Annotated in this window: 18 protein-coding genes; 13 read left to right on the forward strand and 5 right to left on the reverse strand. The window is 36.0% G+C overall.

The annotated features are described in order from the left end of the window. Positions 1-452: 452 nt before the first annotated feature. Complete coding sequence (betA, locus tag QQS35_RS16180) at positions 453-2,138, forward strand: choline dehydrogenase (RefSeq protein WP_285933264.1); 1,686 nt, start codon at positions 453-455, stop codon at positions 2,136-2,138. A 259-nt stretch (positions 2,139-2,397) separates the two neighbouring features. After that, positions 2,398-3,549, forward strand: a complete 1,152-nt coding sequence (locus QQS35_RS16185; protein WP_285933265.1) for an AI-2E family transporter — start codon at positions 2,398-2,400, stop codon at positions 3,547-3,549. Positions 3,550-3,654: 105 nt separating this feature from the next. Here the strand turns inward: QQS35_RS16185 and QQS35_RS16190 are convergent, their stop codons facing one another. Both QQS35_RS16190 and cudC read right to left on the reverse strand, forming a co-directional pair. Continuing rightward, a complete protein-coding gene (locus QQS35_RS16190) occupies positions 3,655-4,554 on the reverse strand; it encodes a glycine betaine ABC transporter substrate-binding protein (RefSeq protein ID WP_285933266.1) in 900 nt (299 codons plus the stop codon). Between the two features lie 173 nt (positions 4,555-4,727). Then, a complete protein-coding gene (gene cudC, locus QQS35_RS16195) occupies positions 4,728-5,279 on the reverse strand; it encodes a choline uptake/conversion transcriptional regulator CudC (RefSeq protein WP_285933267.1) in 552 nt (183 codons plus the stop codon). A gap of 289 nt (positions 5,280-5,568) precedes the next feature. Between cudC and betB the strand changes: the two genes are divergently transcribed. Then, positions 5,569-7,038: a betaine-aldehyde dehydrogenase gene (gene betB, locus QQS35_RS16200; protein ID WP_285933268.1), complete on the forward strand. Its 1,470-nt coding sequence runs from the start codon at positions 5,569-5,571 to the stop codon at positions 7,036-7,038. Between the two features lie 616 nt (positions 7,039-7,654). Here the strand turns inward: betB and QQS35_RS16210 are convergent. Together QQS35_RS16210 and QQS35_RS16215 are read right to left on the reverse strand one after the other, a co-directional pair. Then, positions 7,655-8,758: a M20 family metallopeptidase gene (locus QQS35_RS16210; RefSeq protein WP_285933270.1), complete on the reverse strand. Its 1,104-nt coding sequence runs from the start codon at positions 8,756-8,758 to the stop codon at positions 7,655-7,657. Positions 8,759-8,811: 53 nt separating this feature from the next. Continuing rightward, positions 8,812-9,855 carry an ATP-grasp domain-containing protein gene (locus QQS35_RS16215; protein ID WP_285933271.1) on the reverse strand — a complete coding sequence of 348 codons (1,044 nt, stop codon included), beginning with the start codon at positions 9,853-9,855 and terminating at the stop codon, positions 8,812-8,814. Between the two features lie 221 nt (positions 9,856-10,076). Between QQS35_RS16215 and QQS35_RS16220 the strand changes: the two genes are divergently transcribed. Both QQS35_RS16220 and QQS35_RS16225 read left to right on the forward strand, forming a co-directional pair. Beyond that, positions 10,077-10,238 (forward strand): hypothetical protein, encoded by a 162-nt coding sequence (locus QQS35_RS16220; RefSeq protein ID WP_285933272.1) that lies wholly within the window; start codon positions 10,077-10,079, stop codon positions 10,236-10,238. Positions 10,239-10,555: 317 nt separating this feature from the next. Further along, complete coding sequence (locus tag QQS35_RS16225) at positions 10,556-12,307, forward strand: methyl-accepting chemotaxis protein (RefSeq protein ID WP_285933273.1); 1,752 nt, start codon at positions 10,556-10,558, stop codon at positions 12,305-12,307. Between the two features lie 225 nt (positions 12,308-12,532). On the opposite strand, the gene glf is transcribed toward QQS35_RS16225, so the two are convergent. Further along, positions 12,533-13,636: a UDP-galactopyranose mutase gene (glf, locus tag QQS35_RS16230; RefSeq protein WP_285933274.1), complete on the reverse strand. Its 1,104-nt coding sequence runs from the start codon at positions 13,634-13,636 to the stop codon at positions 12,533-12,535. Positions 13,637-13,830: 194 nt separating this feature from the next. On the opposite strand from glf, the gene QQS35_RS16235 reads away from it, so the two are divergent. The 8 genes from QQS35_RS16235 to QQS35_RS16270 all read left to right on the forward strand — a co-directional run bounded on the left by QQS35_RS16235 (position 13,831) and on the right by QQS35_RS16270 (position 26,480). Next, positions 13,831-14,712 carry a LysR family transcriptional regulator gene (locus QQS35_RS16235; protein WP_285933275.1) on the forward strand — a complete coding sequence of 294 codons (882 nt, stop codon included), beginning with the start codon at positions 13,831-13,833 and terminating at the stop codon, positions 14,710-14,712. Between the two features lie 257 nt (positions 14,713-14,969). Beyond that, positions 14,970-17,852: a glycoside hydrolase family 3 protein gene (locus QQS35_RS16240; RefSeq protein ID WP_285933276.1), complete on the forward strand. Its 2,883-nt coding sequence runs from the start codon at positions 14,970-14,972 to the stop codon at positions 17,850-17,852. Positions 17,853-17,991: 139 nt separating this feature from the next. Beyond that, positions 17,992-20,415: a beta-glucosidase gene (locus QQS35_RS16245; protein WP_285933327.1), complete on the forward strand. Its 2,424-nt coding sequence runs from the start codon at positions 17,992-17,994 to the stop codon at positions 20,413-20,415. 29 nt (positions 20,416-20,444) lie between these two features. Continuing rightward, complete coding sequence (locus tag QQS35_RS16250; protein ID WP_285933277.1) at positions 20,445-21,074, forward strand: hypothetical protein; 630 nt, start codon at positions 20,445-20,447, stop codon at positions 21,072-21,074. A 116-nt stretch (positions 21,075-21,190) separates the two neighbouring features. After that, positions 21,191-21,817 carry a hypothetical protein gene (locus tag QQS35_RS16255; protein ID WP_285933278.1) on the forward strand — a complete coding sequence of 209 codons (627 nt, stop codon included), beginning with the start codon at positions 21,191-21,193 and terminating at the stop codon, positions 21,815-21,817. A 16-nt stretch (positions 21,818-21,833) separates the two neighbouring features. After that, positions 21,834-22,850 (forward strand): glycosyltransferase family 2 protein, encoded by a 1,017-nt coding sequence (locus QQS35_RS16260; protein ID WP_285933279.1) that lies wholly within the window; start codon positions 21,834-21,836, stop codon positions 22,848-22,850. A 273-nt stretch (positions 22,851-23,123) separates the two neighbouring features. Continuing rightward, a complete protein-coding gene (gene mgsA / locus QQS35_RS16265; RefSeq protein ID WP_285933280.1) occupies positions 23,124-23,540 on the forward strand; it encodes a methylglyoxal synthase in 417 nt (138 codons plus the stop codon). 510 nt (positions 23,541-24,050) lie between these two features. Beyond that, a complete protein-coding gene (locus tag QQS35_RS16270) occupies positions 24,051-26,480 on the forward strand; it encodes a beta-glucosidase family protein (RefSeq protein WP_285933281.1) in 2,430 nt (809 codons plus the stop codon). Positions 26,481-26,631: the final 151 nt, after the last annotated feature.

Genomic DNA, 26,631 nt, shown 5'->3' on the forward strand with positions numbered 1-26,631 from the left:
CATTCGTGCTCATCTGAACTTTCCTTTGCCAAGATTATCTTTCTCCTCCCTGAGTGACTATAAGAAAAATGTAAAAGAATACAAGTTGGTTTACAAAAAATATACATTGTGGTATTTTTAATATATTAAATATGTTAAATAAATTTTTAACAAAGTTAATAAAATTATGGTTTGTTCCGGAAAATTAGGTAACATCACCCGTATTGTGAGCTTGCTGGTAGAGAGATATAGATGGTCTGAATTAATATGAATGCAGGCAATTCCAAATCAGAAATAGATTGCAAAACATATTTATCGTATCCTCAAACCTGAACCACTTAATGGGCTTAAAGTGAATGTTATAAAAAACTATTAAACTAGTATGAACAACAGAAGGATAGTTTTTGATGAATGCTTTTCAAATTTTTTTAATTCACTGAATTCAATTTTTAACATCTATGGAGGTTTTCAATATGAAAGAAACATTTGATTATGTAATCGTTGGTGGCGGTAGTGCCGGTTCTGTACTCGGCGACCGTCTAAGTGCAGATGGGAAAAACAGTGTCCTTGTTTTAGAAGCAGGACGTAAGGATTTTTCATGGGATCTATTGATCCAAATGCCAGCAGCTTTGCCGTTCCCTGCAGGGAAAAGCTTATACGATTGGAAATATGAATCCGACCCTGAACCTTATATGAATGGACGACGTATCAAGCATGCTCGAGGCAAGGTTCTCGGAGGTTCGGGTTCAATAAATGGAATGATTTTTCAACGTGGTAATCCACTAGACTATGAACGTTGGGGAGCCGACCCTGGTATGGAAACGTGGGATTTCAAGCACTGTCTTCCGTATTTCAAACGCATGGAAAATGCTTTAGCAGCAGATCCTGAGGATGAGTTTCGTGGCCACGATGGTCCTCTTAAATTGGAACGAGGTCCAGCAACTAATCCTTTATTCCAAGCATTCTTTAACTCAGCTGTCGAGGCTGGATACTCGAAAATCCCTGATGTGAATGGTTTTCGACAAGAAGGATTTGCACCGTTTGATAAGCATGTGTACAAAGGTAGACGATTTGGACCTTCCCGTGCATACCTGCATCCAGCTATGAAGCGTCCGAATCTAACTGTTCGAACTCGCGCTTTTGTTCAAAGTATTGATTTTGATGGTACCCGAGCAAGCGGTGTTACTTATCAACGAAACGGTAAGACTCATCAAGTTACTGCTGGGGAAGTTATACTCGCCGGTGGTGCAATCAATACACCGCAGCTACTACAACTGTCAGGTGTAGGCGAAGCTGAACATTTGCGATCCGTTGGTATTGAACCTGTAATTGATCTTCCAGGTGTAGGCGAAAACCTTCAGGATCATCTAGAAACCTACATCCAATACGCTTGTCCGTTACCTGTCTCTCAGCAGCCTAGTTTAAATAAAGCGAAGATGCCTTTTATCGGTTTACAATGGTTACTTGGACGGAAAGGTCCAGCAGCAACCAACCATTTCGAAGGTGGAGGTTTTGTTCGTTCGAATGAGGAAGTAGACTATCCAAACTTGATGTTCCATTTTCTTCCGGTAGCAGTACGGTATGATGGACAAAAAGCAGACACTAAACACGGATTCCAAGTACACGTAGGACCTATGTATTCTGATGCTCGTGGGTCATTAAAGATTCGCTCGAAAGATCCTAAAGAGTATCCGAGCATGGTCTATAACTATCTTTCCACTGAACAGGACCGACGTGAGTGGGTGGAAGCTATTAAGATTTCACGTGAAATCATGTCTCAGCCAGCTATGAAACCTTATAATTCAGGAGAAATCTCGCCTGGTCCTTCCGTTACTACAGACGAGGAGATTTTGGACTGGGTGGCTAAAGATGCCGAGACTGCACTTCATCCGAGTTGCACAGCAAAAATGGGACCCGTTTCTGATCCCATGGCTGTAGTAGATCCATTAACGATGAAGGTCCATGGGCTCGATAATGTACGAGTGGCCGATGCTTCTGCCATGCCTTACGTGACTAACGGTAATATCCATGCACCAGTATTGATGCTGGCGGAAAAGGCGGCTGACTTAATCCTTGGAAGTAAACCACTGGAGCCTATTAATGCAGACTTCTACCGTCATGGCGTACATCCAGCCGACGCAGGCACAATAAAAGGTTAAACTAAAATATTATTTTCAATGAGAAGGTCTCTTTCAAAATGTATTTATCCGTAAAATATACATTTTATTAGAGTGCCTTCTCTTTTTTGTACTATCATCAACTATTACATAATAAATTTCTATTTTTTGATAAATATTGAAACCGGTTATATGTTATCCTTTTTCATTTCCTTTAAATATTAGTTCTATCTTATATATGCCGAACATTATGGAGTGTATAATAATATGTGGTACCATTATCATTGAAGGGGTTGTATTTATGGAAGAAAAAAACAGGTTTTTAAAATTAATTGGTGGTAGGAATGTCTTTTACATATTAGCTTTTTTTCTATTGATTGGCATTACGATATATATTTATACTAAAATTTCATTTATCTTTTATCCACTGAATGTCATCATATCTACTATAGCACCTCCAGTAATTTTAGCATTTATTGCTTACTATTTACTGAATCCAATTGTAGATTTGCTCGAACGATTACGTATTAAAAGAATTTGGGGAGTGATCATCCTTATTCTCGGTATCAGTGGTGCTTTAACTGGAATAATTTTGTTGACTGCTCCATATATCGAAGCACAGATGAAAGATTTATTCCAATCTTTTCCGAACTATCTAAAACAGTTTGGAGATACCATGACAAAATGGGTGCAGAATTCTTTTTTAGGACCTTATTATGATGATGGTTATAACTGGGTAATGGAGAGGTTAGGTGAATTACCACAACTAATTGGAACTTATATTTCTAATGGTTTTCAAGGGGTGCAAAATGTTGCTAGTACGATTACAACTACGATTGTATCTATTGTAACCTTCCCATTTATTTTATTTTTCTTGTTAAAGGATGGAAAAAAGTTTCAACGTTTTACTATTAAGTTATTTCCACCGAAATTTAGAGATGATACCAAGCAAATCTTAACTAATATCGATACACAAGTTGGTTCTTACATCCAAGGTCAAATTATTGTCGCATCGGTTATAGGGATTCTACTATTTATTGGTTACCTGATCATAGGACTAGATTATGCATTTACATTGGCTATTGTCGCAGCAGTAACAAGTGTTGTCCCTTATTTAGGACCAACGATTGCCATTATTCCAGCAGCTATTATTGCAATTGTCACTTCTCCTTTCATGTTGCTAAAGCTAGCAATTGTATGGATCGCAGTCCAATTTTTAGAGGGGAATTTCGTCTCTCCAAATATCATGGGGAGAACGATGAAAATTCATCCACTAACCATTATCCTTGTCTTATTAATTGCAGGTAATTTATTTGGTGTTGTCGGTGTAATTCTTGGTATTCCAGGCTATGCGATCGTAAAGGTAATTGGTTCCTATCTTTTCTATAAGTTTAAAAAACGATATAACACGTATTACGGAGAAGACCGTGGATATTATGAAATGGAAGATTAATTAAAATTTAAAAGTAATTACAACGTGACAGAAATAGCAAAAAAAGAAGTTAGTCTCTTCAAAAAATGAGACTAACTTCTTTGTGCTTTTTTATATTATTTGTCTTTATTTCACCCATTCACCAATTAACTCTTGGTTTTCCTCAATCCATTGCTTTGCACCATCTAATGGATCTTCAGCATTTTCTACATAATCAATTAATCCACCGATTTGTTGGTCATCCATTTTCCAGTTTTTAAACCACTGACTGATTTCTGGATAATCTTCTGCAAATCCTTGTCTTGTAGCATGGTGAATTTTTTCAATTCCACCGAATGTGTTTTTTGGATCTTCTAGGAACTTCAAATCGTATTTAGAGAATACCCAGTGTGGGCTCCATAGAGGTGCAACGATTGGCTCTTCATTATCTATAGATTGTCCAATTTGAGCTAACATTGCTGGTTCAGAGCTTGGTAGTAGTTCAAACTCAAGATTATAATCTTCTATTAATTGTTCTGTTACTTCCATTGTACCTGCTCCAGGGTCAAAACCAATAATCTCTCCATCAAACAATTCCTTATGCTCGTTTAAGTCTTCTACACTATTAATTTCTTCTAAATAAGTTGGAACTATAAGTCCTACTTTAGCATTATCATACCAAGTAGCTTCAGAGAAATTAACAGCATCTTGATATTCTTCCAAATAGTTAGCATCTTGGACTGGTAACCATATTTCTAAGCTAGCATCAAGTTCTCCACTTTCTAACGCCTTCATCGTCGTACCCATATCTAATACATTCAGTTTTACGTCGTACCCTTTTTCTTCTAAAATTGCCTTCCACATATTCGTTACTGCAATATTTTCAGCCCAGTTAATTTGGCCAATTCTTACTTCTTCGTCGCTTACTTCTGTTTCTGAGTCAGTTTGTTCACTGTTTTTATCCCCACTAGTGTTCCCGCATGCTGTCAGTACAGCAACCATTACTAGTGCTAAGATAAGACTAAGCTCTTTTTTAAATTTGTACATGATTAAATAACTCCCCTTTTTTTATATAAAATATTCTAAACGTTAAGTTAGTTAAGAATATTTTTAACAATAATACAATGCTAACTTATCTCATATTTAAAAGAGATAAGTGCAACACTCACAAAAAAATGTTCATAATTCATACTTTATAGGCTGTATGATAACTTCTTTATTTATTCTTTTTTCCCTTGAGGTAGAAATTCGAAAATATTACCATTTCTTATATTTGCTACTAAGTCTTCCAACCAGTGATAGTATGTTTTAGATTCCTCTAATTGATCATAGTATTTTTTTGCATCAGCAACAATTTCTGGTGTGCTAGTGGAATCTTTAATGACATTGATAAAGTCTTCTTGTGCTTCCTCAATTGCTTCCATATTCATTTTCACTTCTCGTTCCCACATTTGACAATAAAATACCATAAAGGAACGGAAGAAATTTTTCTCTGCTACATAGGTATGTTTTCTAGAACCGCGAGTAAATGTTTTTTTTACCATTTCTATTTCTTGTAGCTTACGGACACTAGTACTCATACTCGGCTTACTCATTTCGAGCTCCGTACGCATGTCATCAAGAGTCATCTGATCTTTAAAGTACATCGTCGCATATAAATTTGCGGCAGCTGGTGTTACACCATATAAATCCATGGTCTCTGCAATAGCGCCAATGACTTTATCTTTGGCTTCTTCTATTTTAATTCTGGATCTTTCAGTAGATTCACTCATAAAGTCGCTCCTTCACTATAAAGTAAAGCATGTTAAATATTTTTTAAATCTTCTTTACGAACTTTATGATACCGTGCTCAGATTAAATGTCAAATGAAAATGTGTATTTTCACCCAAACAAAAATGCTTGAAAATCAGTATTCATAAGCTCTTTAGTGAATTATAATTCTTTTTAAACTTTTATGTTTGTTATATTTTTGACAGCTTTCAATAGAAGTGGTACGATATTTAAAACGTTAAATAAATTTTTAACAAACTTAATTCATTTATAAAATTGGAGTTGATAGATTTGAATCTAAAACAACAATATATTAATGGTAAATGGGTGGGTGCGAACTCAGGTAATAAGCGTGATATTATTAATCCATTTAACCAGGAAGTTATTGCTACTGTTCCGGAAAGTGATGAATTAGATACAAAAGCAGCAATCGCTGCAGCAAGAGCCGCATTTGATGATGGAGAATGGTCTTCTACACCAGCAACAGAACGCGGTAATATTGTAAGAAAAATTGCAGAGTTAATAGAAAGAGATAAAGAAGAACTTGCTAGATTGGAATCATTAGACACTGGTAAAACAGTGGAAGAAAGCCGTGGAGACATGGATGATATTGCTGGAGTATTTCGCTTTTATGCGGAGCAAGCAGATAAAAATGGGGGAGAGCTGATTGACTCTCCTGTGCCAAACTCTATTAGTAGGGTGGTCCATGAACCTGTTGGTGTGTGTGGTCAAATCACACCATGGAATTACCCATTACTACAAGCGTCTTGGAAATTAGCTCCAGCTTTAGTTACAGGTAACACATTAATCATGAAGCCAAGTGAAATTACCCCACTTACTACGATTAAGGTATTCGAACTAATGGATGAGGCGGGAGTGCCTGCTGGTGTTGCTAACCTGGTACTTGGTGCTGGTCATACAGTTGGTGCAGAGCTATCTAGTAACATGGATGTGGACCTTATCTCCTTTACTGGTGGGATTGTAACTGGAAAGAAAATTATGCAAGCTGCAAGCGTTAATGTGAAGAAGCTTGCACTTGAACTTGGTGGGAAAAATCCTAATATCATCTTTGCTGATGCTGATTTTGATATCGCTGTTGACCAAGCATTAAACGGGGTATTCTTCCATGCAGGGCAAATTTGTTCCGCTGGCACAAGATTGATTGTAGAAGAGAGTATTCATGATGAGTTCGTTAACGCACTGGTTGAACGAGTGAAAAAATTTAAGTTAGGAAGTGGATTTGACAAAGATACACAAATGGGTCCACTAATTTCAGGTGAGCACCTTGCGAAAGTAGAAGAATATGTAGAAACAGGAATAAAAGAAGGTGCTACATTAGCAGTTGGAGGTAGTCGCCCAGAAGAACCAGAACTACAAAATGGATTTTTCTACTTACCTACTATTTTTACAGACTGTACAACAGAAATGAGCATTGTTCAAGATGAAGCTTTTGGTCCTGTTATCACAGTTGAGAAATTCAGTACAGAAGAGGAAGCAATAAAGCTTGCTAATGACTCTATTTACGGACTTGCTGGTGGCGTTTGGACAAACGACATCGTTAAAGCAGAGCGTTGTGTAGCAAAGATGCGCATGGGTACTGTTTGGATAAATGAATTCAATCTTTATTTCCCACATGCACCGTGGGGTGGATTTAAACAGTCAGGTATTGGACGCGAATTAGGAAATCTAGGTATGGAAGAGTACACTGAAACAAAGCATATTTTCCAAAATCTTAAACCTGAAGCTATCAACTGGTTCTAAGCTATCAGAGAATTATTTACTATAATTGAATTATATAGAAGAGAAAAGCTATAAGAAAAGTCCTCACTTTAAAAAATTTAGTGGGGGCTTTTACTATTTTGTTTCGCACTAATCCTCCACAATTATTGCTATTTTTAAATCTTTTTACACTTGGTTACATTTTAAGAATTTTCAACCGTTTATGATTGGTATGACTATTGCCTTTCTTGCATACACTGTTTTACCTATAATTAAACTGTGATAGACGATTTTCAAGATTATATGTTTTACTAATATCAACGAAATAGGCTATGTAAGCCATTACAATTAAATAAGGGCAAAGCTAATTATATTTTTATGTACGTACTGATTCCCATAATGCTTGAATTTTTCATGCTTAGGGGTTGGTATGTATCCAAAAGATGGCGGAAATATGGATGAATTATTCAAGGAAGCAGATGCTCGAATGTATGAGAACAAGAGGCAACATAAGAAGTCTCAATAATATGTATAATATAAATAGGAAGCAGGGAACGGTTCGCTGGTTTCCCCTGCTTCCCACTAACATGTCTTAATATTCCTAACTCTTCAGATGCTTCTTTTTTTATGCTACTATCATATCTTCACGAAAACTAATTTATTCCATTTTGATTTCATCTTTTTTGGCTGTTTCCTGAAAAGATAATAAAAAATTTTCTAATACTTTCTGATATTCTCTAACAGAATTTATATAAACCAATTCTTTATGGCCGTGCCAATCGTGTCCAACAGGACCGCATTCTACAGCTGAACCACCAAATTTGGTAAAAAATTGACCATCATTAGAACCATGTTGTCCAAAGATGTTTACTCTTTCCAATTCGGTTTGATTTTTAATAGAATTAGCCAGTTTTTGGACGAAAGGGTTGTCCTCTTTGGTTTTGACTGGTGCATTACAAATATGAATAGATACGGTGCCGTCTGTTATTCCTTGAATTTGTTTAAATATCTCATCAGGTGATTGGTCTGGTAAATATCTAATATCAAGGGACATTTCACATCTCTCTGGTACCTTATTGTAAACAGTACCTCCTTTTATCGTTGCAAGGTTTATAGACGGAATATCATAAATTGGCGGACCAGTTTCATGTGCAAAGGGAAGCTGCAAGATATCTTCATATAAAGAAAAGGCTTTGGTGATTGCATTTTGACCTTCCCATGGCCGACTTCCGTGTGCTGGTTCTCCCTCTATAACGAAATCGAGCTGTAGAACTCCTTTTGATTGAATACCAATTCCCATATTTGTTGGTTCACCACATATAATAAAATCACCTAAGTAACCATTTTCTGTTAGATACTTTGTACCATTGACGCCGCCGGTTTCTTCATCAGGTACAATTTGCAACATGACTTTTGTATTTATGTTACGATCCTTTAAATTGGCTATTGTGGCCATCATGGAAGCAGCCCCTGCTTTCATATCAACAGCACCGCGACCGTACATTTTTCCATCCTTTGTGTAAGGTTGGAACTGTTGTGCATTTGCTTCAATGACATCAATATGTCCATTTAATACGACAGAATCTTCACCTTGTCCAATTTCACATACAATCATATGGTAGCCATTGTTCTTTATTAATTCGACTGATAGGCCTTTTTGTTCTAACCATTGTTTACAATAATCTATAGCACTATTTGCGCCCGCTTTATTAGAACTATCTATTTTTATTAATTCTTCTAGTAAGGTGATAGGATCACCCATTATATCCCTCCTAAAAGTTAATATTGTGAATATCTGTGCTTTGCTTATTAAGTCTATGAAATTTTTTGTCCTTTTTGTTCATCTATTTTAACAATCATGTCATGACGGGCCAACTCTATCCCTGCTGTTTGAATAAGCCAATCTTCCTTTACTTTGTTCCCGTTTGTTAAAGCAATAATTGCAGCTGGAATATTCGCACCAGCTACGTGACTAAAAGCATAACCTCCGCCAAAGCGAGGATTAATATCAATGACGTAATAGTTATTCCCATCAAAATAAACATCTGCATTGAGATAACCTGTGTGACTTAAGTTTTCCCCCATCTTTCTAGCAATGTCTAATAGTTCAGTAGTGTTTACAGTAGTACACCTATCGACGTCACCACCCCTCATAGCCAACTGTCTACGAATGAAGCAAGCAAGATAGTTACCATTTAAATCATTGAAAATATCTAGACTAAATTTGTCTCCATCAATTACATCCTGAATAATAATATTATCTTCAGGTTTTTTGTAAGTTGCATCATCTAACGGTGAATCTTTTATCATCTGTACGGCATGTTGATATGCAAATCTCATATCTTCTAAATTATTTGCAATTTCTACTCCTATAGAAGCAGAACCATTTCTAGGCTTGACAATTAATGGAAAAGATACTTCGTTATTTTCTAGAGCTTGTTCAGCATCTTCTATGGTGATATAAGATAAAGGTGCATTTACATTGAAGGACTTCAAGAGTTCCCGGTACTTTCCCTTGTCTCGCACCTTATCTACAATTTCAGAATCAGGAGTGAAAACAGATACCCCTATTTCTTCAAGTGACTCTTTATGAGTAGCTATTTTTGGGACTTCCCAATCATTTAAAGGAACAAGACATTGTACATTATGTTTCTTGCAAATTTCAAATATCGTTTCCATGTAATTCGAGTCAGTTTGATGTGGGATTACATAATTTTCGTCGCCAGCTTGAAGAGACGGTGCATTTTTCTCAGGGTCTGCTGTAATTATTTTCCCTTCAATATTAGCGTCGTTTAAAGCATCCTGAAAAAAATTAACGAAATCTATACGTCTAGCAGTTGATGTTAGTAAAATATTCAAGGTTAATCGCTCCTCATTGTAAAAATAGTTTACTAGACACTTTACCCATTATGAAAAAATTAAACCTATGTATAATCTATACTAAATCTTCCTCACGATTTATTTCATGCAACCTATTTCATGGAAAAAATGTTAATTTTATGTTTATGATATTGAAAAAGTGGTAAATGGTAGAATGTAACGCGATGACAAAGCCTAAAATATTGAAAGGAGCTGTTAATATGGCTAACAACAATAATAACGGTAAAATGTCTCGTGAACAGGCAGGAAAAAAAGGTGGAAACAAAACAGCAAGAGAGCACGGTCAGGAATTTTATGAAGAGATTGGTGAAAAGGGCGGTAAAGAACGTAGCCGTCAGCAAAATAATAATAATAACGATTAATTAAAAATTGTTCATAGAAAAGGGAAATGAGAATTTATACTTCATTTCCCTTTTTTCTTTGTAATATTTGCTTGCAATGGTTCATTTTCAGCATATTAAGGGTCTTTGCACTATATAATAAGATTGGTGATTGAATATCATATCGCTGAGTGATGTTTCTAGAGTTACCTTTTAAGCCTTAATCGCGATGAATTAAAGGTGCTCCAAGATAGACTGAAGAAAATTATCAAATTATAAATGTCTATCAACTAAAAGTTGATAGACATTTATAATTTACAGGACTATAGTTTTATTAATTACATCCTAGGGGGAAAGTTATGCGAAAATCGATAGCAAATCGTATATTATTTATTCTTGTTTTTTTATCATTTCTTTTTATTTTGAATACAGTGCTAAGTGGTATTACTAATTCACAGGTAAAATTATCTACTAATTTAATGTCTGAGTCATTTGTTAGTCTGGAATCTGAGCGGGTAAATTTAGCTGAAGAACTAGGTCAGCTTGATCTGTCGATACAGAGAACACTTTTAGATGAGGAAATAGATGAGCAGGAATTATCGGATTCAATTATAACTAGTGTAGAGCGTGCAACTACGAACATTAATGTAATCGCATCCATAGTCGATGAGTTCTCAGATAAATCTATGAATAGCGCTCTTCAAGATGCATATGAACCATATCTTGCCGATATGAAGGCTTATCTCGAGCAGTCTGCAGTAATCGGAGAGGACATAGAACAAGGGAATATTACTGCAGCAGAAGTAAGCTATCAGTCTCTCGAAACCCTATCAGACTCTATGGGAGCATCGGAAAATGACTTTCAGATGGTATTAAATGAAAGTATCGATCATGAAAAAGCGCTCACAAACTCCAGAGTGGAGAGATCTACAATTATTATTTGGGTTATGGCAGTTATTTTTATCATATCTGCAGCTGTTGCTTTTCGAGTTTCCGTAAAGACGATTATTACTCCACTAAAACGAGTGAATCATAGTCTTCGTGAAATTATTCAGAAGTTGGAAAAAAATGAAGGAGATTTAACTGCTAGGGTAGAGGTCCATACGGAAGATGAAGTTGGACATATAGCAAAAGGCATTAATCGTTTTCTAGAGACTTTGCAGAATGCCATGATTTCCATTAAGTCAGGATCCAATATGATACATACATCTACAGAAAGTATTAGTAGTCACATATCGGAATCTAAAGACTCTACATCTAGTATTTCCGCGGCTCTAAATGAATTATCGGCAAGTATGGAAGAAGTGAGTAGTACTGTGCAAAATATTGATGACGGAGCACAGAATGTTCTTTCTTCATCCAATGTTATCGCAGATGATGCTAAATCAAATGCTGTCCATGTAGGAAGCATTGTAGAACGAGCTGATAAAATCCGAACAAAGTCAAATGAAAGTAAAAAACAGACAGAGGCAGTGTTAGACGGAATCAAGCAAACAATGGATGAATCCATAAAGAATAGTCGTTCTGTTGAAAAAATAAGTGATCTTACAACGAATATTTTAGATATTTCTGCTCAGACCAATCTGCTTGCTCTTAATGCATCTATCGAGGCTGCGAGAGCAGGGGAAGCAGGAAAAGGTTTTGCAGTTGTAGCTGAAGAAATAAGGAAACTGTCAGAGGGTACCGAAAAAACAGCAAATAATATTCAGAGCATTAATGAACTGGTAACAAACTCCGTAGAAGAATTGGTTCGTAATGCCAATGAAATTATGGGCTATATTACGCAAAAGGTTTTGTTGGATTACGATGAATTTGTAGAAGTAGCGAATAGTTATAAGCAAGATGCAGATACGATAAACGACATGCTCGCGCGTTTTAGTACAAGCTCAGGAGAGTTGCGACGGATTTCTATCCATATGGCTGAAGGTATTCAAGGAATTACACTTGCAGTTGAAGATAGTGTCCGCGCAGTAATCGAATCAAATGAGAATACAAGTACTTTGTTGAATTCCATTACAACTATCACTGAACAAGTGGGACAAAACCAAGAGATTGTCAATGACCTAAATAACCAGGTGAACAAATTTAAAAAAGTAGAAGAAGAGCTATAAGATAAAACAAACAAAAAACGCGACATATGAAGTGCCGCGTTTTTTGCTTGTTTATCCCAGTGTAACCTTTCGTAAGACTCTTACTTCAAATTATGAAATGAAACATAGATGTCTAGTCTAGTTGGAAGCGGACGATTTGCTTGTTCAAGAACACCTTTATGCGGTCATACCTTTGGGTACTTACAATTGTTTTCTTGCTCTCCCCAACTGATTGAAGTTTTACTTTTATTGATCAAATTCCTTTTCAACAGTAACCAGAGCTGATCCAATAACCTGATGCATATCATAATATTTATAAGTAGCTAATCTACCACCAAAGATTACCTTTGGCTCATTTTCGGCTAATGCTTTGTACTTTTTGTATGTTTCGTTATTTTTGTCATCATTAATTGGATAGTAAGGCTCATCTCCAGGTTTCCATTCGGATGGATACTCTTCTGTGATGATGGTTTTGTCTTGTGTGCCAAATTCAAAATGCTTATGTTCGATTATTCGTGTGTAAGGGGTTTCTTTATCTGTATAATTGATAACTGCATTTCCTTGATAATTTGTCGTATCATCTATTACCTTTGTCTCAAAATGTAAGCTTCTATATTCTAATACACCGAATTTATAATCGAAATATTGATCAATCATTCCTGTATAAACTACTTTGTTAGCTAAACTTTCTAATTCTTGTCGCTGTTCAAAGAAATCAACGTTTAACTTAACCTCAATACCTTCTAACATTTTTTCGATAATAGTGGTGTATCCACCAATTGGGATTCCTTGATATTGATCATTAAAGTAGTTGTTGTCATATGTAAATCGAACTGGCAAACGCTTGATTATGAAGGCCGGTAATTCTCTTGCTGATCTACCCCATTGTTTTTCGGTGTAGCCTTTAATTAACTTTTCATAAATATCTGTACCAACCAATGAGATAGCTTGTTCCTCTAAATTTTTAGGTTCTGTAATTCCGGCAACAGTTTTTTGTTGTTCAATTTTTGCTTTGGCTTCGTCTGGACTGACAACCCCCCATAACGTATTAAACGTGTTCATGTTAAAAGGGAGGTTATACAATTCTCCTTTATAATTAGCTATTGGTGAATTGGTATAACGATTAAATTTAGTAAAACCATTCACATAATCCCAGATTCTTTCGTTGTTCGTGTGAAAAATGTGAGCACCATATTTATGCACATTAATTCCTTCGATTTTTTCTGTATATATATTACCACCAATATGGTCTCTTTTATCAATAACTAGACACTTTTTACCTCTTTTTTTTGCTTCATATGCAAATACTGATCCAAACAAACCAGCACCTACAATTAAGTAATCATACATTTCCAATCTCCTTATAATTAAAGTATAGATAGGTGTTATCAAGGATGAAGTATACCAAAGTAATATCGATTAATAAAGAATAGGACGAGCCATCTTCTGAAAGGAGTTTGTGTTTGTAGAGTTCATTGCAAAAATAACTGATTGAATGCTATACTTGTTTTTAATATGCAGAGAGAAGATAAAAAGGTGGACATATGAACATAGAGGCATTGCAACACTTTAATAAGGTTTATCAAATGAATAGTATAAATTCAGCTGCTAAAGAACTATTTATTACACCCCAAGGATTGAGCAAGACAATCAAGCAACTTGAATTAGAATTCGAGACAGAGTTATTTGATAGAGGTCCACGAGGGATGGAAGCAACTGAAGCTGGTGAATTATTATATGCTAGGTCTCAGCATATCGTTTATCTAATGGAGGACCTTAAAAAAGAAATTAGCATTATAAGCGGTAGAAGGGGAACGTTAAATGTTGTGGTTACTTTTTCATCAACTGCTGCCATACCTGTTGAATTTTTATATGAGTTTTCTAAAAGTTATCCTGATATTCAAGTTAAAATTAAGGAGTTACCTGACGAATCTAACCTTAATCAGTTATTCCAAGAAGAAGTGGATGTTGGATTGGTAACAGATTATGAAGATATCGAAAACTGTGAAAGTGAGCTAATTGCACTAGGTGAAGCAGTTGTCGTAGTTTCTAAAGAACATCGATTGGCCAAGAAGGACCAAATATCAGTAGAGGATCTCAAAGGAGAACCTATCGTTGTAAAGTCTGTTGGAAAAGGGAAAGAGCACAGCTTTGTTGATAAATGTTTAGAGCAAGGTTTTACACCAAATGTTGTTCATGAATTTGGTAGTATCATAACGGCCCATCGACTGTGTGAACTCAATGGATTCGTGGCAATATCAATAGACTTTGTAGAAGATGAACTTAAAGAAAGAAATTTAAAAATAATAAAGTTAAAAGAGAAAATTCCACAAAATATATATTTAGTTTCAAGAAAAAGAGGTATTCAATCAAAAGCAATTATGTTATTTAAAAGTTATATAAAAGATAGAACTGAAAAAAGTTGAGTCGATTTGGTATGCTGAAAAGCCTATTAAATCGACTTTTTTCGTCATGACAAACTAAAAGTTACTACCCCCTAACTTTTGGTTTATAGTGCAATAGACAAAATTGAAGTAAGCTTAACTTGTGATTATAAAACGTTTTCAATAATTAATTGATATTGATAACGCTTTACAAGTTAGAGGAGGGGAATTCCTAAATTAGTTAAAAGCACTAGAATTTTAATTATTTTGCTATTTATATAACAGGGGGTTATAAGATTATGGCTAAGAAAAAAATGAGTAAGAAAAAATTTAGGATTGTATGGAGTTCTGTTATAAGTGTTGTTTTGGTTATCGCTCTAGGAGCTAACATTGCATTAGGCTATTATTCAGATGTCATTACATCGTATTTTTCAGAAATTGATATTACTAGTGATGAAGCTATTACAGCTCGGGATCATTCAGTAGAAGTTGTAGAACAAATTGCAGATGAAGGAATAGTTCTTTTGCAGAATGAAGAAAACGCTTTACCATTTGCTGAAGGAACAAAAGCAAATGTATTTGGTTGGAGCTTTACAAACCCAATTTATGGTGGTGCGGGCTCAGGTGGTACAGATGCATCGACTGCAATAACACCTAAAGCAGGGTTTGAAGCTGCAGGAATTGAGATTAATGAGAACTTATATAATGCTTATACTGCAACAGATTTGGAAAGGCCGGAAATAGGGATAGAAGGTCAAGACTTTACAATTCCAGAACCTCGGCCAGAAGAATTCTATACAGACGAGTTAATGGCTCAGGCGAAGGAATTTTCTGATACAGCTGTTATTTTTATCGCTCGTTCGGGTGGAGAAGGTGCGGATCTTCCAACTAGCTTGTTTGGACCAGATACGTATGATCCAGAAGGTAGTGCACAAGGACCAACTGGACAAAGATTTGGTTTTGAAGATGACCAAGATCCGGATAAACATTACCTTGAACTTACAAACAGAGAACTAGGTATGCTTGAAGCAGTAACAGCAGCAGACTTTGAAAACGTCATTGTTGTTGTGAACAGTGCAAACACATTCGAACTTGAGTGGGTTAATGAATACGATGAAATCAAGAGTGTTGTAAATATTGCTGGACCGGGACAAAGTGGATTTGGTTCGTTAGGTAGAGTGCTTGCTGGTGATTTGAATCCATCAGGTAAAACTGTAGATATTTATGCTTCTGACGTTCTTGATGCACCTGCAATTAGCAACTTTGGTGATTTTGATTACGTTGTTGAAAATGCAGATGGAACGTATTCAACAGCAGCTGACGCTAAAGGTGTTCCATTGAAATATGTTGATTTGGCTGAAGGGATTTATGTAGGTTATCGTTATTATGAAACCGCTGACGAATTAGGAACAATTAATTATGATGAAAAGATACAATATCCATTTGGACACGGTTTAAGCTATACAAACTATGAGCAAACGGTCGTAGCTGACAGTTTAACATGGAATGAAACGGATATTTCCGTTGATGTAGAAGTGTCAAATACGGGTTCAGTAGCAGGGAAAGACGTAGTTCAACTTTATTACTCTGCACCATACACTGGACAAATTGAAAGGTCATCTGTTGAACTTGCGGCATTTGGAAAAACGGGTGTCATTGAACCTGGACAATCAGAAGTAGTAACACTTACTTTCCAAGTAGAAGATATGGCTGCATATGACCATAATAAAATATTCAGTGCGGATGGTTCTTATGTACTTGAAGCAGGCGAATATAATCTTACGTTGATGAAAAACTCACATGAAAAAATTGCTGATGTAGGATCGAAAACACTTTCAGAGATTGTATATGATTCTGGACGTTCTTCAGACCAACAGGTAGCAATTAACCAGTTTGATGAGGAAGTCACTGGTGAAGGAAGTATTGAAACATACCTTTCTAGAGCAGATGGATTTGCGAATCTAGAAGAGATTGATCAAAATGAAACATTTACGGTTACGAGTGAAGATGGAGCGACTAGAGAAGTAGAAGGAACATTGGTAGACACTGCCTTTGTTGACATGGTAAACAGCAAGCGTTATGACGTACCCGCAGATACACATGATTCGGCACCTACGACAGGCGCAGATAATGGATTAATGCTAGAAGAATATAAAGATGTGGCTTTTGATGATGAAAGCTGGGAGCCTTTACTTGACCAATTATCAGTTGATGACTTAGTTAATGTCGTTACACATGGTGGTTATAAGACTGTTGAGATTGAATCCGTTGGTAAACCGGCTACAACAGATTATGACGGACCTGCAGGTATTAGTTCTTTCCTAGCTGCGACACCTGTAACAGGTATTCCATTCCCTGCAGAAGTAATGCTTGCATCTACTTGGAATATCGAGCTTGCTACAGCAATGGGTGAAGCAATTGGTGACGAAGCACAAGCCTACGATGTTACAGGCTGGTATGCTCCAGCGATGAACATTCACCGTACAGCATTTGCTGGAAGAAACTTTGAGTATTATTCAGAAGATCCATTCCTTTCTGGAGAATTTGCAGCTGCTACTACAGCAGGTTACCAAAGTAAAGGTGGATTTGTGTTTATGAAACACTTTGCCTTAAACGACCAGGAAGACAACCGTACACTAGGTGTTCTTACGTGGGGTGATGAGCAAACGATTCGTGAAATTTACTTGAAGCCGTTCGAAGTTGCAGTTAAAGAAGGCGGAGCATTAGGAATGATGTCATCATTCAACAGTATTGGTGATGTATGGGCTGGTGCAGATGAAAGCTTGCTTAAAGAAGTGTTACGAAATGAGTGGGGCTTTAACGGTACGGTTAACACAGATTTCTTTATCCAAGATGCTTATCCGTACATGAATGCTGAGCTTGCTATCCGTGCAGGTAATGATATTATGCTTACTGGTGTAGCGCCATATGGTGTACCAGAGTTTGATACGGAGAGTAATGACACATTATGGGCAATGAGAGATGCTGCGAAAAATGTACTTTACACTGTTGCAAACAGTAGTGCAATCGATGATGGATTAAGTACTGATACACCACAATGGGTTGTCATCACAATCGTTGTTGATAGTCTCGTTGGTCTAGGTATCATTCTAGGCTTCTTCTTTACCTTCCGTAACTCAAGAAATAGAGATAAAAACGGAGAAAGTGAAACATTAGCATAAATATTTACAGAAATAAATAAGGGGAACAATCATCTATTTTTGGAAAAATATAATTCAGCGGTACTCCTTAAGGGGTATCGCTGAAAACACAAAAGAGGACTGACGTATGAAAAATGTAGATGTAATCGAAAAAAAAACGTTGAGATATAGAGAGATAATAGAAAAAATGACTATTGAAGAAAAAGCATCATTAATGTCAGGGAAAGACTTCTGGCAGACACAAGATATAGAGCGACTTGGAATTAACGGTATTTTTCTTGCTGATGGACCGCATGGTATTAGAAAACAAGCAGAAGCTGCTGATCATTTAGGTCTAAACGAAAGTATTCCTGCAACATGTTTTCCAACTGCTGCAACAGTGGCAAATAGTTGGAATGAGAAACTGGGAGAAAAAATCGGACAGTATCTTGGTGAAGAGGCTGTTGCACAAAAAGTAAATGTATTACTTGGACCTGGTATTAATATGAAAAGAGATCCATTGTGTGGAAGAAACTTTGAATACTTTAGTGAAGATCCATACCATGCTGGAAAATTAGCGGCTAGTTATATAAAAGGTATTCAGTCTCATGGTATTTCAGCTTGTGTAAAACACTTTGCCGTGAATAACCAAGAAGAAAGACGTATGTCTATTGACACAATCGTAGACGAAAGAACACTAAGAGAAATCTATTTAACTGCATTTGAGATTGCAGTCAAAGAAGGAAATACGAAGACGGTTATGTCTTCTTACAATATGCTAAATGGTGCATATACAAATGAAAACATGCATTTAATGCGCGAAATCTTACGTGATGAATGGGATTTTGATGGAGTTGTTGTGACGGATTGGGGCGGAAGTAATGATCGCGTAGCAGGACTTTTAGCTGGTAATGAATTGGAAATGCCGACAACAGCTGGTGAGACGAATCAGGAAATTATTGAGGCGATAAACAGTGGGAAGCTCAAACGTGAAGTCTTAGACGAAGCTGTCGATAGATTACTTCATCTAATATTCACAACAGAGGAAGTCTATAATAAACCTTATAAGCAAGAATTTGATGTGAAACAACATCATCAAGTAGCTCAAGAGGTTTCAGAGGAATCGATTGTTCTACTTAAAAATGAAGCAAGTATATTACCATTTAAAGATGGTGTGAAAGTAGCCACAATTGGACAATTTGCAGAAGAAGCGCGCTATCAGGGTGCGGGTTCATCTATTGTGAATCCAACGATTTTGGAAAATACATTAGATATTCTTAAAGATTCTCGAATTAATAGTATTGGCTATGAACCAGGCTTTGAACGCTATGGTAAAAAGAGTAAGAAAAAAATAGAAAAGGCATGTGCACTTGCAAGCAATGCAGATGTTGTTCTTTTATATATTGGTCTAGATGAGGCTACGGAAGCTGAAGGGCTAGACAGGCAAAATATGAAACTACCAGAAAACCAGATTGAATTAATAAAGGCTTTGTATGAGGTCAATCCAAATATTGTAGCGGTTCTATCTAGCGGTGCTGCAATAGAGATGCCATGGTTAGATAAAGTGAAAGGTCTTGTAAACGGATATTTAAGTGGTCAGGCTGGAGCTAGAGCAATGTTAAGGGTATTGACAGGAGAGGTTAATCCTTCAGGGAAATTAGCAGAAACATATCCACTCCGATATGAAGATACGCCTGCTTATCACCAGTTTCCAGGGAAGGAAGTTAGTGTGGAATATCGTGAATCAATGTATATTGGCTATCGTTATTATGATACAGCAAATATCAATGTTCGCTTTCCATTTGGATACGGCTTAAGTTATACAAGCTTTGATTATTCTGATATCCAAGTTAACAAGAAAGAAGTTACTTTTAAGTTAACAAACACAGGTGAAGTTGCCGGAATGGAGATCGTACAACTGTACGTTGGTTGTCAATCTGAAGCTATATTCAGACCTAAAAAAGAACTAAAAGGATTTACCAAAGTAGCGTTAAATCCTGGAGAAACGAGAACAGTAACGATACCTTTTGATGATAAGACATTCCGTTACTTTAATGTAAAAACAAATCAATGGGAAATTGAAGAAGCAAACTATAACATTATCATTGGAGCATCAAGTGTGGACACTCGACTAGAAGATTCAATTTTTGTTGAAGGCACAAACGCGCCACTTCCATATGACAAAGAGAAGCTACCATCCTATTATTCTGGTAAAGCTAATAACGTAAATGAAGCTGAATTTGAAACTCTACTCGGACGTAAAGTTCCTGTATCTACTTGGGATAGAACGAAGCCATTAGGCTATAATGATACGATTGCACAGTGCCAGTATGCAAAAGGAGCATTTGCAAGGTTTGCTTTTCATTCTATAACCTTTGCCCATTGGCTCTTGAAAAAAATTGGAAAAAGAGAATTGGCTAACCTAATTATGATGTCCGTCTATCATATGCCATTCAGAGGAGTTGCTAGAATGACTGGTGGCGTGATCAATATGCGAATGCTAGATGGTATTTTATTAATTGTAAATGGACATTTCTTTAAAGGGTTGCGTCACGTATTAAAAGAAAGAAGTAAGATGTTAAAAGTCGCTAAAGGCAATAATTAACATAGCCTATGGGACAAAGGAGAGGTAAAATGGATATGGAAAAAGCAAAAGAAAAAAAAGCTGTTTCGGGACCTCTTAGGTTCTGGACTAGATATAAAGAGAAACATCCAAATATTGCACAATTTCTAGTATTCTTTTTGCTAAGTAATGGTGTAACTGCGCTACAACTTGTTTTAATGCCAGTTTTTAAAAGTATTTTTGCTCAAACAAGCTTAGTAAGTACTAGTTTCCAAGTTTTACAACTTGGACAAAATTTGGATGGAACGGCTTACTATGTATTTGATTATGCAGCAGGAGCACTATCAGCAGGTGGTGGAGGTGGGTTAGCCTATTTCCTAGCCGTGCAAATAACCATTGCTATTGCACAGATAATTAACTTTTTTGCTCAAAGAAGTATTACGTTCAAATCAAACAGTAATATTTGGAAAGCTGCATTTTGGTATTTCATAGCTTATATTATCATTACAATTGGAGCCGCAGCTGCACAAGGTTTCTATAAAGCGCCAATCTATAACCTATTTATGAATACATGGGAATTAGGTTCACTTGGAGAAACAACAGCCGATGTTATTACAATGACTATAAATAGTGCTATTGCTTTCTGGGTATTCTTCCCAATATTTAAAATAATTTTCAAAGAAAAACCTGAAAAAGAGTAATTATTAGTTGTTAACCTTTGTAATTGTATGGAGTCATAACTGACTGATGTAATAGGTGCAAAAAAAGATCTTATAGTGCAACCAAAAGGGTGTTTAGGCAACAAAGGAGAGGTAAGATGAATGTTTTTAAAACCAACGTTGCTACCTCAGGTGCTACAGGATTTTGGGTTAAATATAAAGAGAAGCACCCAACTATTGCACAATTTTTAGTTTTCTTAATTCTAAGTTATGGAGTTACTTTATTACAATTCATATTAATGCCTGTATTCAAAAGTATGTTTGCTCAAACGGTATTATTAAGTACTAGTTTCCAAGTTTTACAGTTCGGCCATAACTTTGATGGAAGCCCTAACTATATATTCGATTATGCAGCAGGGGCACTATCTACAGGTGGTGGAGGTGGATTAGCCTACTTCCTATCTGTACAAATAGCAATTGCCATTGCACAGATTATTAATTTTTTTGTCCAAAGAAGCATTACGTTTAAATCAAATACAAACATTTGGAAGGCTGCATTTTGGTACGTGCTTGCTTACATTATAATTACAATAGGAGCTGCTGTGGCTCAAGGATTCTATAAAGCTCCTATCTATGATTTGTTAATGAATACATGGGAAATGGATTCATACGGGGAAACAACAGCAGATATGATTACAATGAAAATAAACGGTACGATTTCTTTTTGGGTGTTCTTCCCAATATTTAAAATAATTTTCAAACAAGAGCCTGATATTCAGGACTAGAAAAGGTAGTGAGAGAATGAAATTATTATCAGTAGTTATACCTTGTTATAATTCACAAGATTATATGAGATATTGTATAGAATCCCTTTTGCCTGGAGGGGAGGATGTAGAGATACTGATAGTGAATGACGGCTCCGTTGATCAAACTGCAGAAATAGCAGATGAGTACGCATCGAAGTATCCAAACATGATTAGAGCAATTCATCAAGATAATGGTGGACATGGAGAAGCTGTAAATGCAGGAGTGCGAAATGCATCCGGGTTGTATTTTAAGGTAGTAGATAGTGATGATTGGGTTGATATTAGGGCTTATATAAAAGTTCTAGAAGCCTTAAAAGAATTAAGTGTGAATGAGAAGATTGTAGACATGGTAATCAGTAATTTTGTCTACGAAAAAGAGGGAGTTAAATATAAGAAGGTTATGAAATATGATAATGTTCTTCCAGAAGGCGTCATTTTTACTTGGGATGACATTAAGCAATTTCATAAAGGTCAGTATATTTTAATGCACTCGGTTATTTACCGGACACAAATGTTGATAGATTGCGGACTAGAACTACCAAAGCACACGTTCTATGTAGATAATTTATATGTCTATACGCCACTTGAACATGTGAGGAAAATGTTTTATGTGAATGTTGATTTATATAGGTACTTGATTGGAAGAGAAGATCAATCAGTTCAAGAAAGTATTATGATTAAAAGAATTGATCAACAGATTAAAGTGAATAAGCTTATGATCGAACAAGTGAATATTGATTCTATTGAAAATCCAAATTTGCGTAACTATATGTTAAGACATCTGGAGATCGTTACGGTTGTATCTGCAATATTATTAATTCGTTCAGGAACTGCTGAAAACCTTCAGAAAAAAAGAGAGTTAAGGAAGTATATTAAAAACAAGGATATTCAGTTGTATCATAATCTCAAGTACGGGATTATGGGCAATTTAATAAATCTTCCCGGCCCTGCAGGTAGAAAAATTTCTGTAGGCGCATATAAAATATCTCAAAGGTTAGTAGGGTTTAATTAAAAGAAACAATTATAAATGTTTATTATCTGCATCAATTTCACCTTTATCTAGCCATTAACAATGAAACGTTTTTATTCAACCGTAAATTGTTATTGATGGTGTTAAAATTGGTATTATGAACTTGATAGATTTAATGTAATATAAAATAAAATATGTAATTGATGAGAACGTCATTATGATGTTCTCATTATTTATATATAAAAGTTACTTTCAGGTGAAGTGATTTTATTCACTATTTAAATAGGAAGAAACACATTAATGGGAGGGATATAGATGAAGATTGCATTAATTGCTCACGACAAGAAAAAGGCTGATTTGGTCAATTTTTCGATAGCTTATCAACCCGTATTAGCCAAGCATCAATTGTATGCAACAGGTACAACAGGGCAAAAAATTATCGATGCCACGGGATTACATATCCACCGTTTCCAATCAGGTCCCCTCGGAGGAGATCAACAAATTGGTTCATTAATTGCAAACAATGATATGGATATCGTTATCTTTTTTAGAGACCCACTTACAGCGCAACCCCATGAACCAGATATTATTGCGTTACTAAGGCTTTGTGATGTCTATTGCATTCCATTAGCAACAAATATGGGTACTGCTGAGATACTCATACGAAGTCTTGAAGAAGGTAAAATAAAGTGGCGTAACATCATTCACAGTAAAACAAACGAGAAAAGTTAAATACTAAAGAACAATTAATGCAGTAGTGGTATTTTTTTGAAAGCTAAGAAAGTATAAAAACCAGTGACATCTAGCTCCAGTGCGTGCTCGAGTCAAACATCTTTGTGGTAAAGAGCACCACATAGATGTTCGTCTTCATTGCTCCTAGGATAAGGACAAAGGAATACATTATGGAAAAACATCACAGAAACAAGTTTTTTTCTTATTTCGAAGGCACCGTGAGCTTTTTTTATTCAAGAATAAAAAATTCCTGTTTATGTTTGTTGTCGATGAAAAATTATTCTAAAAAGGTTCCTACTTATAGTTATGGATATTGGTATCAATAGTCTGTTAAAATATGGTCATAGTAAAAATAATTCCTTATCCTAGAGGGAGAAGTATTAGAAAATAGATAAATTCTATAGTAGAATACTTTTATAGAATTAGCTCAAATTATGAACCATTTACAAAAAAATTGTTTCGGAAGTATCTCTTTGGGGGAGAACCACGGAAAACAAATGAGGAATCAGAATGAAATATAGAGAATTAATTGCAAAAATGACTTTAGAAGAGAAGGCATCTTTGATGTCAGGTAAAGACTTCTGGCAAACGCAGGATATAGAGCGTCTTGGAATTAATAGTATGTTTCTTGCTGATGGACCGCATGGGATCAGGAGACAGGAGGTTGCAGCGGACCAACTTGGGCTAAATGCTGGTCTACCGGCAACTTGCTATCCAACTGCTGCAACTGTAGCAAACAGTTGGAACGCTGAACTTGGAGAAAAAGTTGGGGATTATCTTGGAGAAGAGGCGATTGCTCAAAAGGTTAATGTCTTACTTGGTCCAGGAGTTAATATGAAGAGAAACCCACTATGTGGAAGAAACTTTGAGTATTTTAGCGAGGATCCCTATCATGCAGGTAAAATGGCTGCAAGTTATATTCGAGGTATCCAATCCCATGGAGTTTCTGCTTGTGTAAAGCATTTTGCGGTAAATAATCAGGAAAAAAGAAGAATGTCTATTGATACGATAGTTGATGAAAGAACGCTTAGGGAAATTTATTTAACTGCTTTTGAAATAGCAGTTAAGGAAGGCGAAACGAAGACAATTATGTCATCCTACAATAGGTTGAATGGGGACTATACAAACGAAAGTCAACACTTAATGAATGATATCCTTAGGAAAGAGTGGAATTTTGATGGGGTTGTTGTGACGGACTGGGGTGGCAGCAATGACCGTATTGCAGGGCTTTTAGCCGGAAATGAACTAGAGATGCCAACAACAGCAGGAGAAACTGATCGAGAAATTATAAACGCAGTGAAAACAGGGGAAATAAAAGAAAGAGTTCTAGATGAGTGTGTAGATCGATTACTTGAACTTGTTTTCTCTACTAATGAAGTATTTGAGAAACCTTATAAACAAGAAATTGATGTAGAAAAACATCACAGAGTAGCCCAGAAAGTTGCTGAAGAATCAATTGTTCTTTTGAAAAATGAAGACAATTTGTTACCGCTTAAATTCGGGAAAAAGGTTGCTGTGATTGGGGACTTTGCTAAGGATGCACGGTATCAAGGTGCAGGCTCATCGATTGTAAATCCCACTATATTGGACCATACGATGGATTGCTTTGAGGAATCGGGAATCGTAAGTATTGGTTATGAACCTGGATTTGAACGTTATGGAAAGAAAAGCGTAGATAAGATAAATAAAGCATGTGCACTTGCTGAAAAAGCTGATGTAGTCTTTTTATATATCGGGCTTGATGAAGTTACCGAAGCTGAAGGATTAGATAGACAAAATATGATGATACCGGAAAATCAGGTTGAGTTATTAAACGCCTTACATGAAGTAAATCCCAATATTGTTGCGATCTTATCTTGTGGTTCTGCTGTCGAAATGCCATGGATTAATAAGGTCAAATGTTTGTTGCATGGCTACTTAGGGGGACAAGCAGGAGCTAGAGCTATTCTCAGAGTCCTTTCGGGCGATGTGAATCCATCAGGGAAATTAACGGAGACTTATCCGTTACGATATGAAGATACACCGTCATATCGTAATTTTCCCGGGAATGAGGCGAGTGTAGAATATAGAGAATCAATATATATAGGATATCGATATTATGATACAGCGGATGTGGACGTTCTGTTCCCGTTTGGTTATGGACTTAGCTATACCACTTTTGAGTATTCTGATATTCGTGTCGATAAAGATGGAGTTACGTTTAAGCTGACCAATACAGGAGATTTTGCTGGAATGGAGATTGCTCAACTTTATGTTGGGTGCAAATCCAAGGATATTTTTAGAGCCAAAAAGGAATTAAAGGGGTTTGATAAAATATTCATTAATGCTGGTGAAACCAAGACAGTAGCAATCCCATTTGATGACAAAACATTCCGTTATTTTAATATCAAAACGAACCAATGGGAAGTAGAAGAGTCTGATTATGAGATCATGATAGGAGCTTCTAGCACAGATATCCGGTTAACGGATATTGTTTTTGTGGAAGGAACTGGAGCACCACTTCCGTATGATAAGGAAATGCTTCCGTCGTATTACCTAGGTAATGCCCATGATATTAACTTACATGAATTTGAAACATTATTAGGGAGAAAGGTACCAGTTTCTACTTGGGATCGAACAAAACCATTAGGTTATACAGATACAATTGAACAGTGTCAGTACGCAAAAGGATTATTAGGACGTTTAACTTACCGGACTATTGTATTTGTCCATTGGTTTTTAAGGAAAATAGGTAAGAGAAGCACTGCCAATTTAATCATGATGTCCATTTACTATATGCCTTTTAGAGGGATTGCTAGACTGACAGGTGGTGTTGTCAATATGCCTATGTTAGACGGTATCTTGATGATGGTAAACGGTCATTTCTTTAAAGGGTTGAAGCACTTTATAAAAGAAAGAAGAAAGAAATTAAAGTTTTCCAAAAATACAATCACTCAATAGATGAATAAATTTAACTATCATAAAATTAGTCCAGCTGGCAACCATTGTTAGCTGGTGTTTTTTAATTTTCTAGAAATTGTTTTTATTATTGTACAACCAAAAGTTTATCCCCCTTAACTTTTGGTTGCTGTTACTTTGCTGACTTGTTAGT

This window comes from Aquibacillus rhizosphaerae, from assembly GCF_030282825.1.
Taxonomy (GTDB): Bacteria; Bacillota; Bacilli; order Bacillales; family Amphibacillaceae; genus Aquibacillus_C; species Aquibacillus_C rhizosphaerae.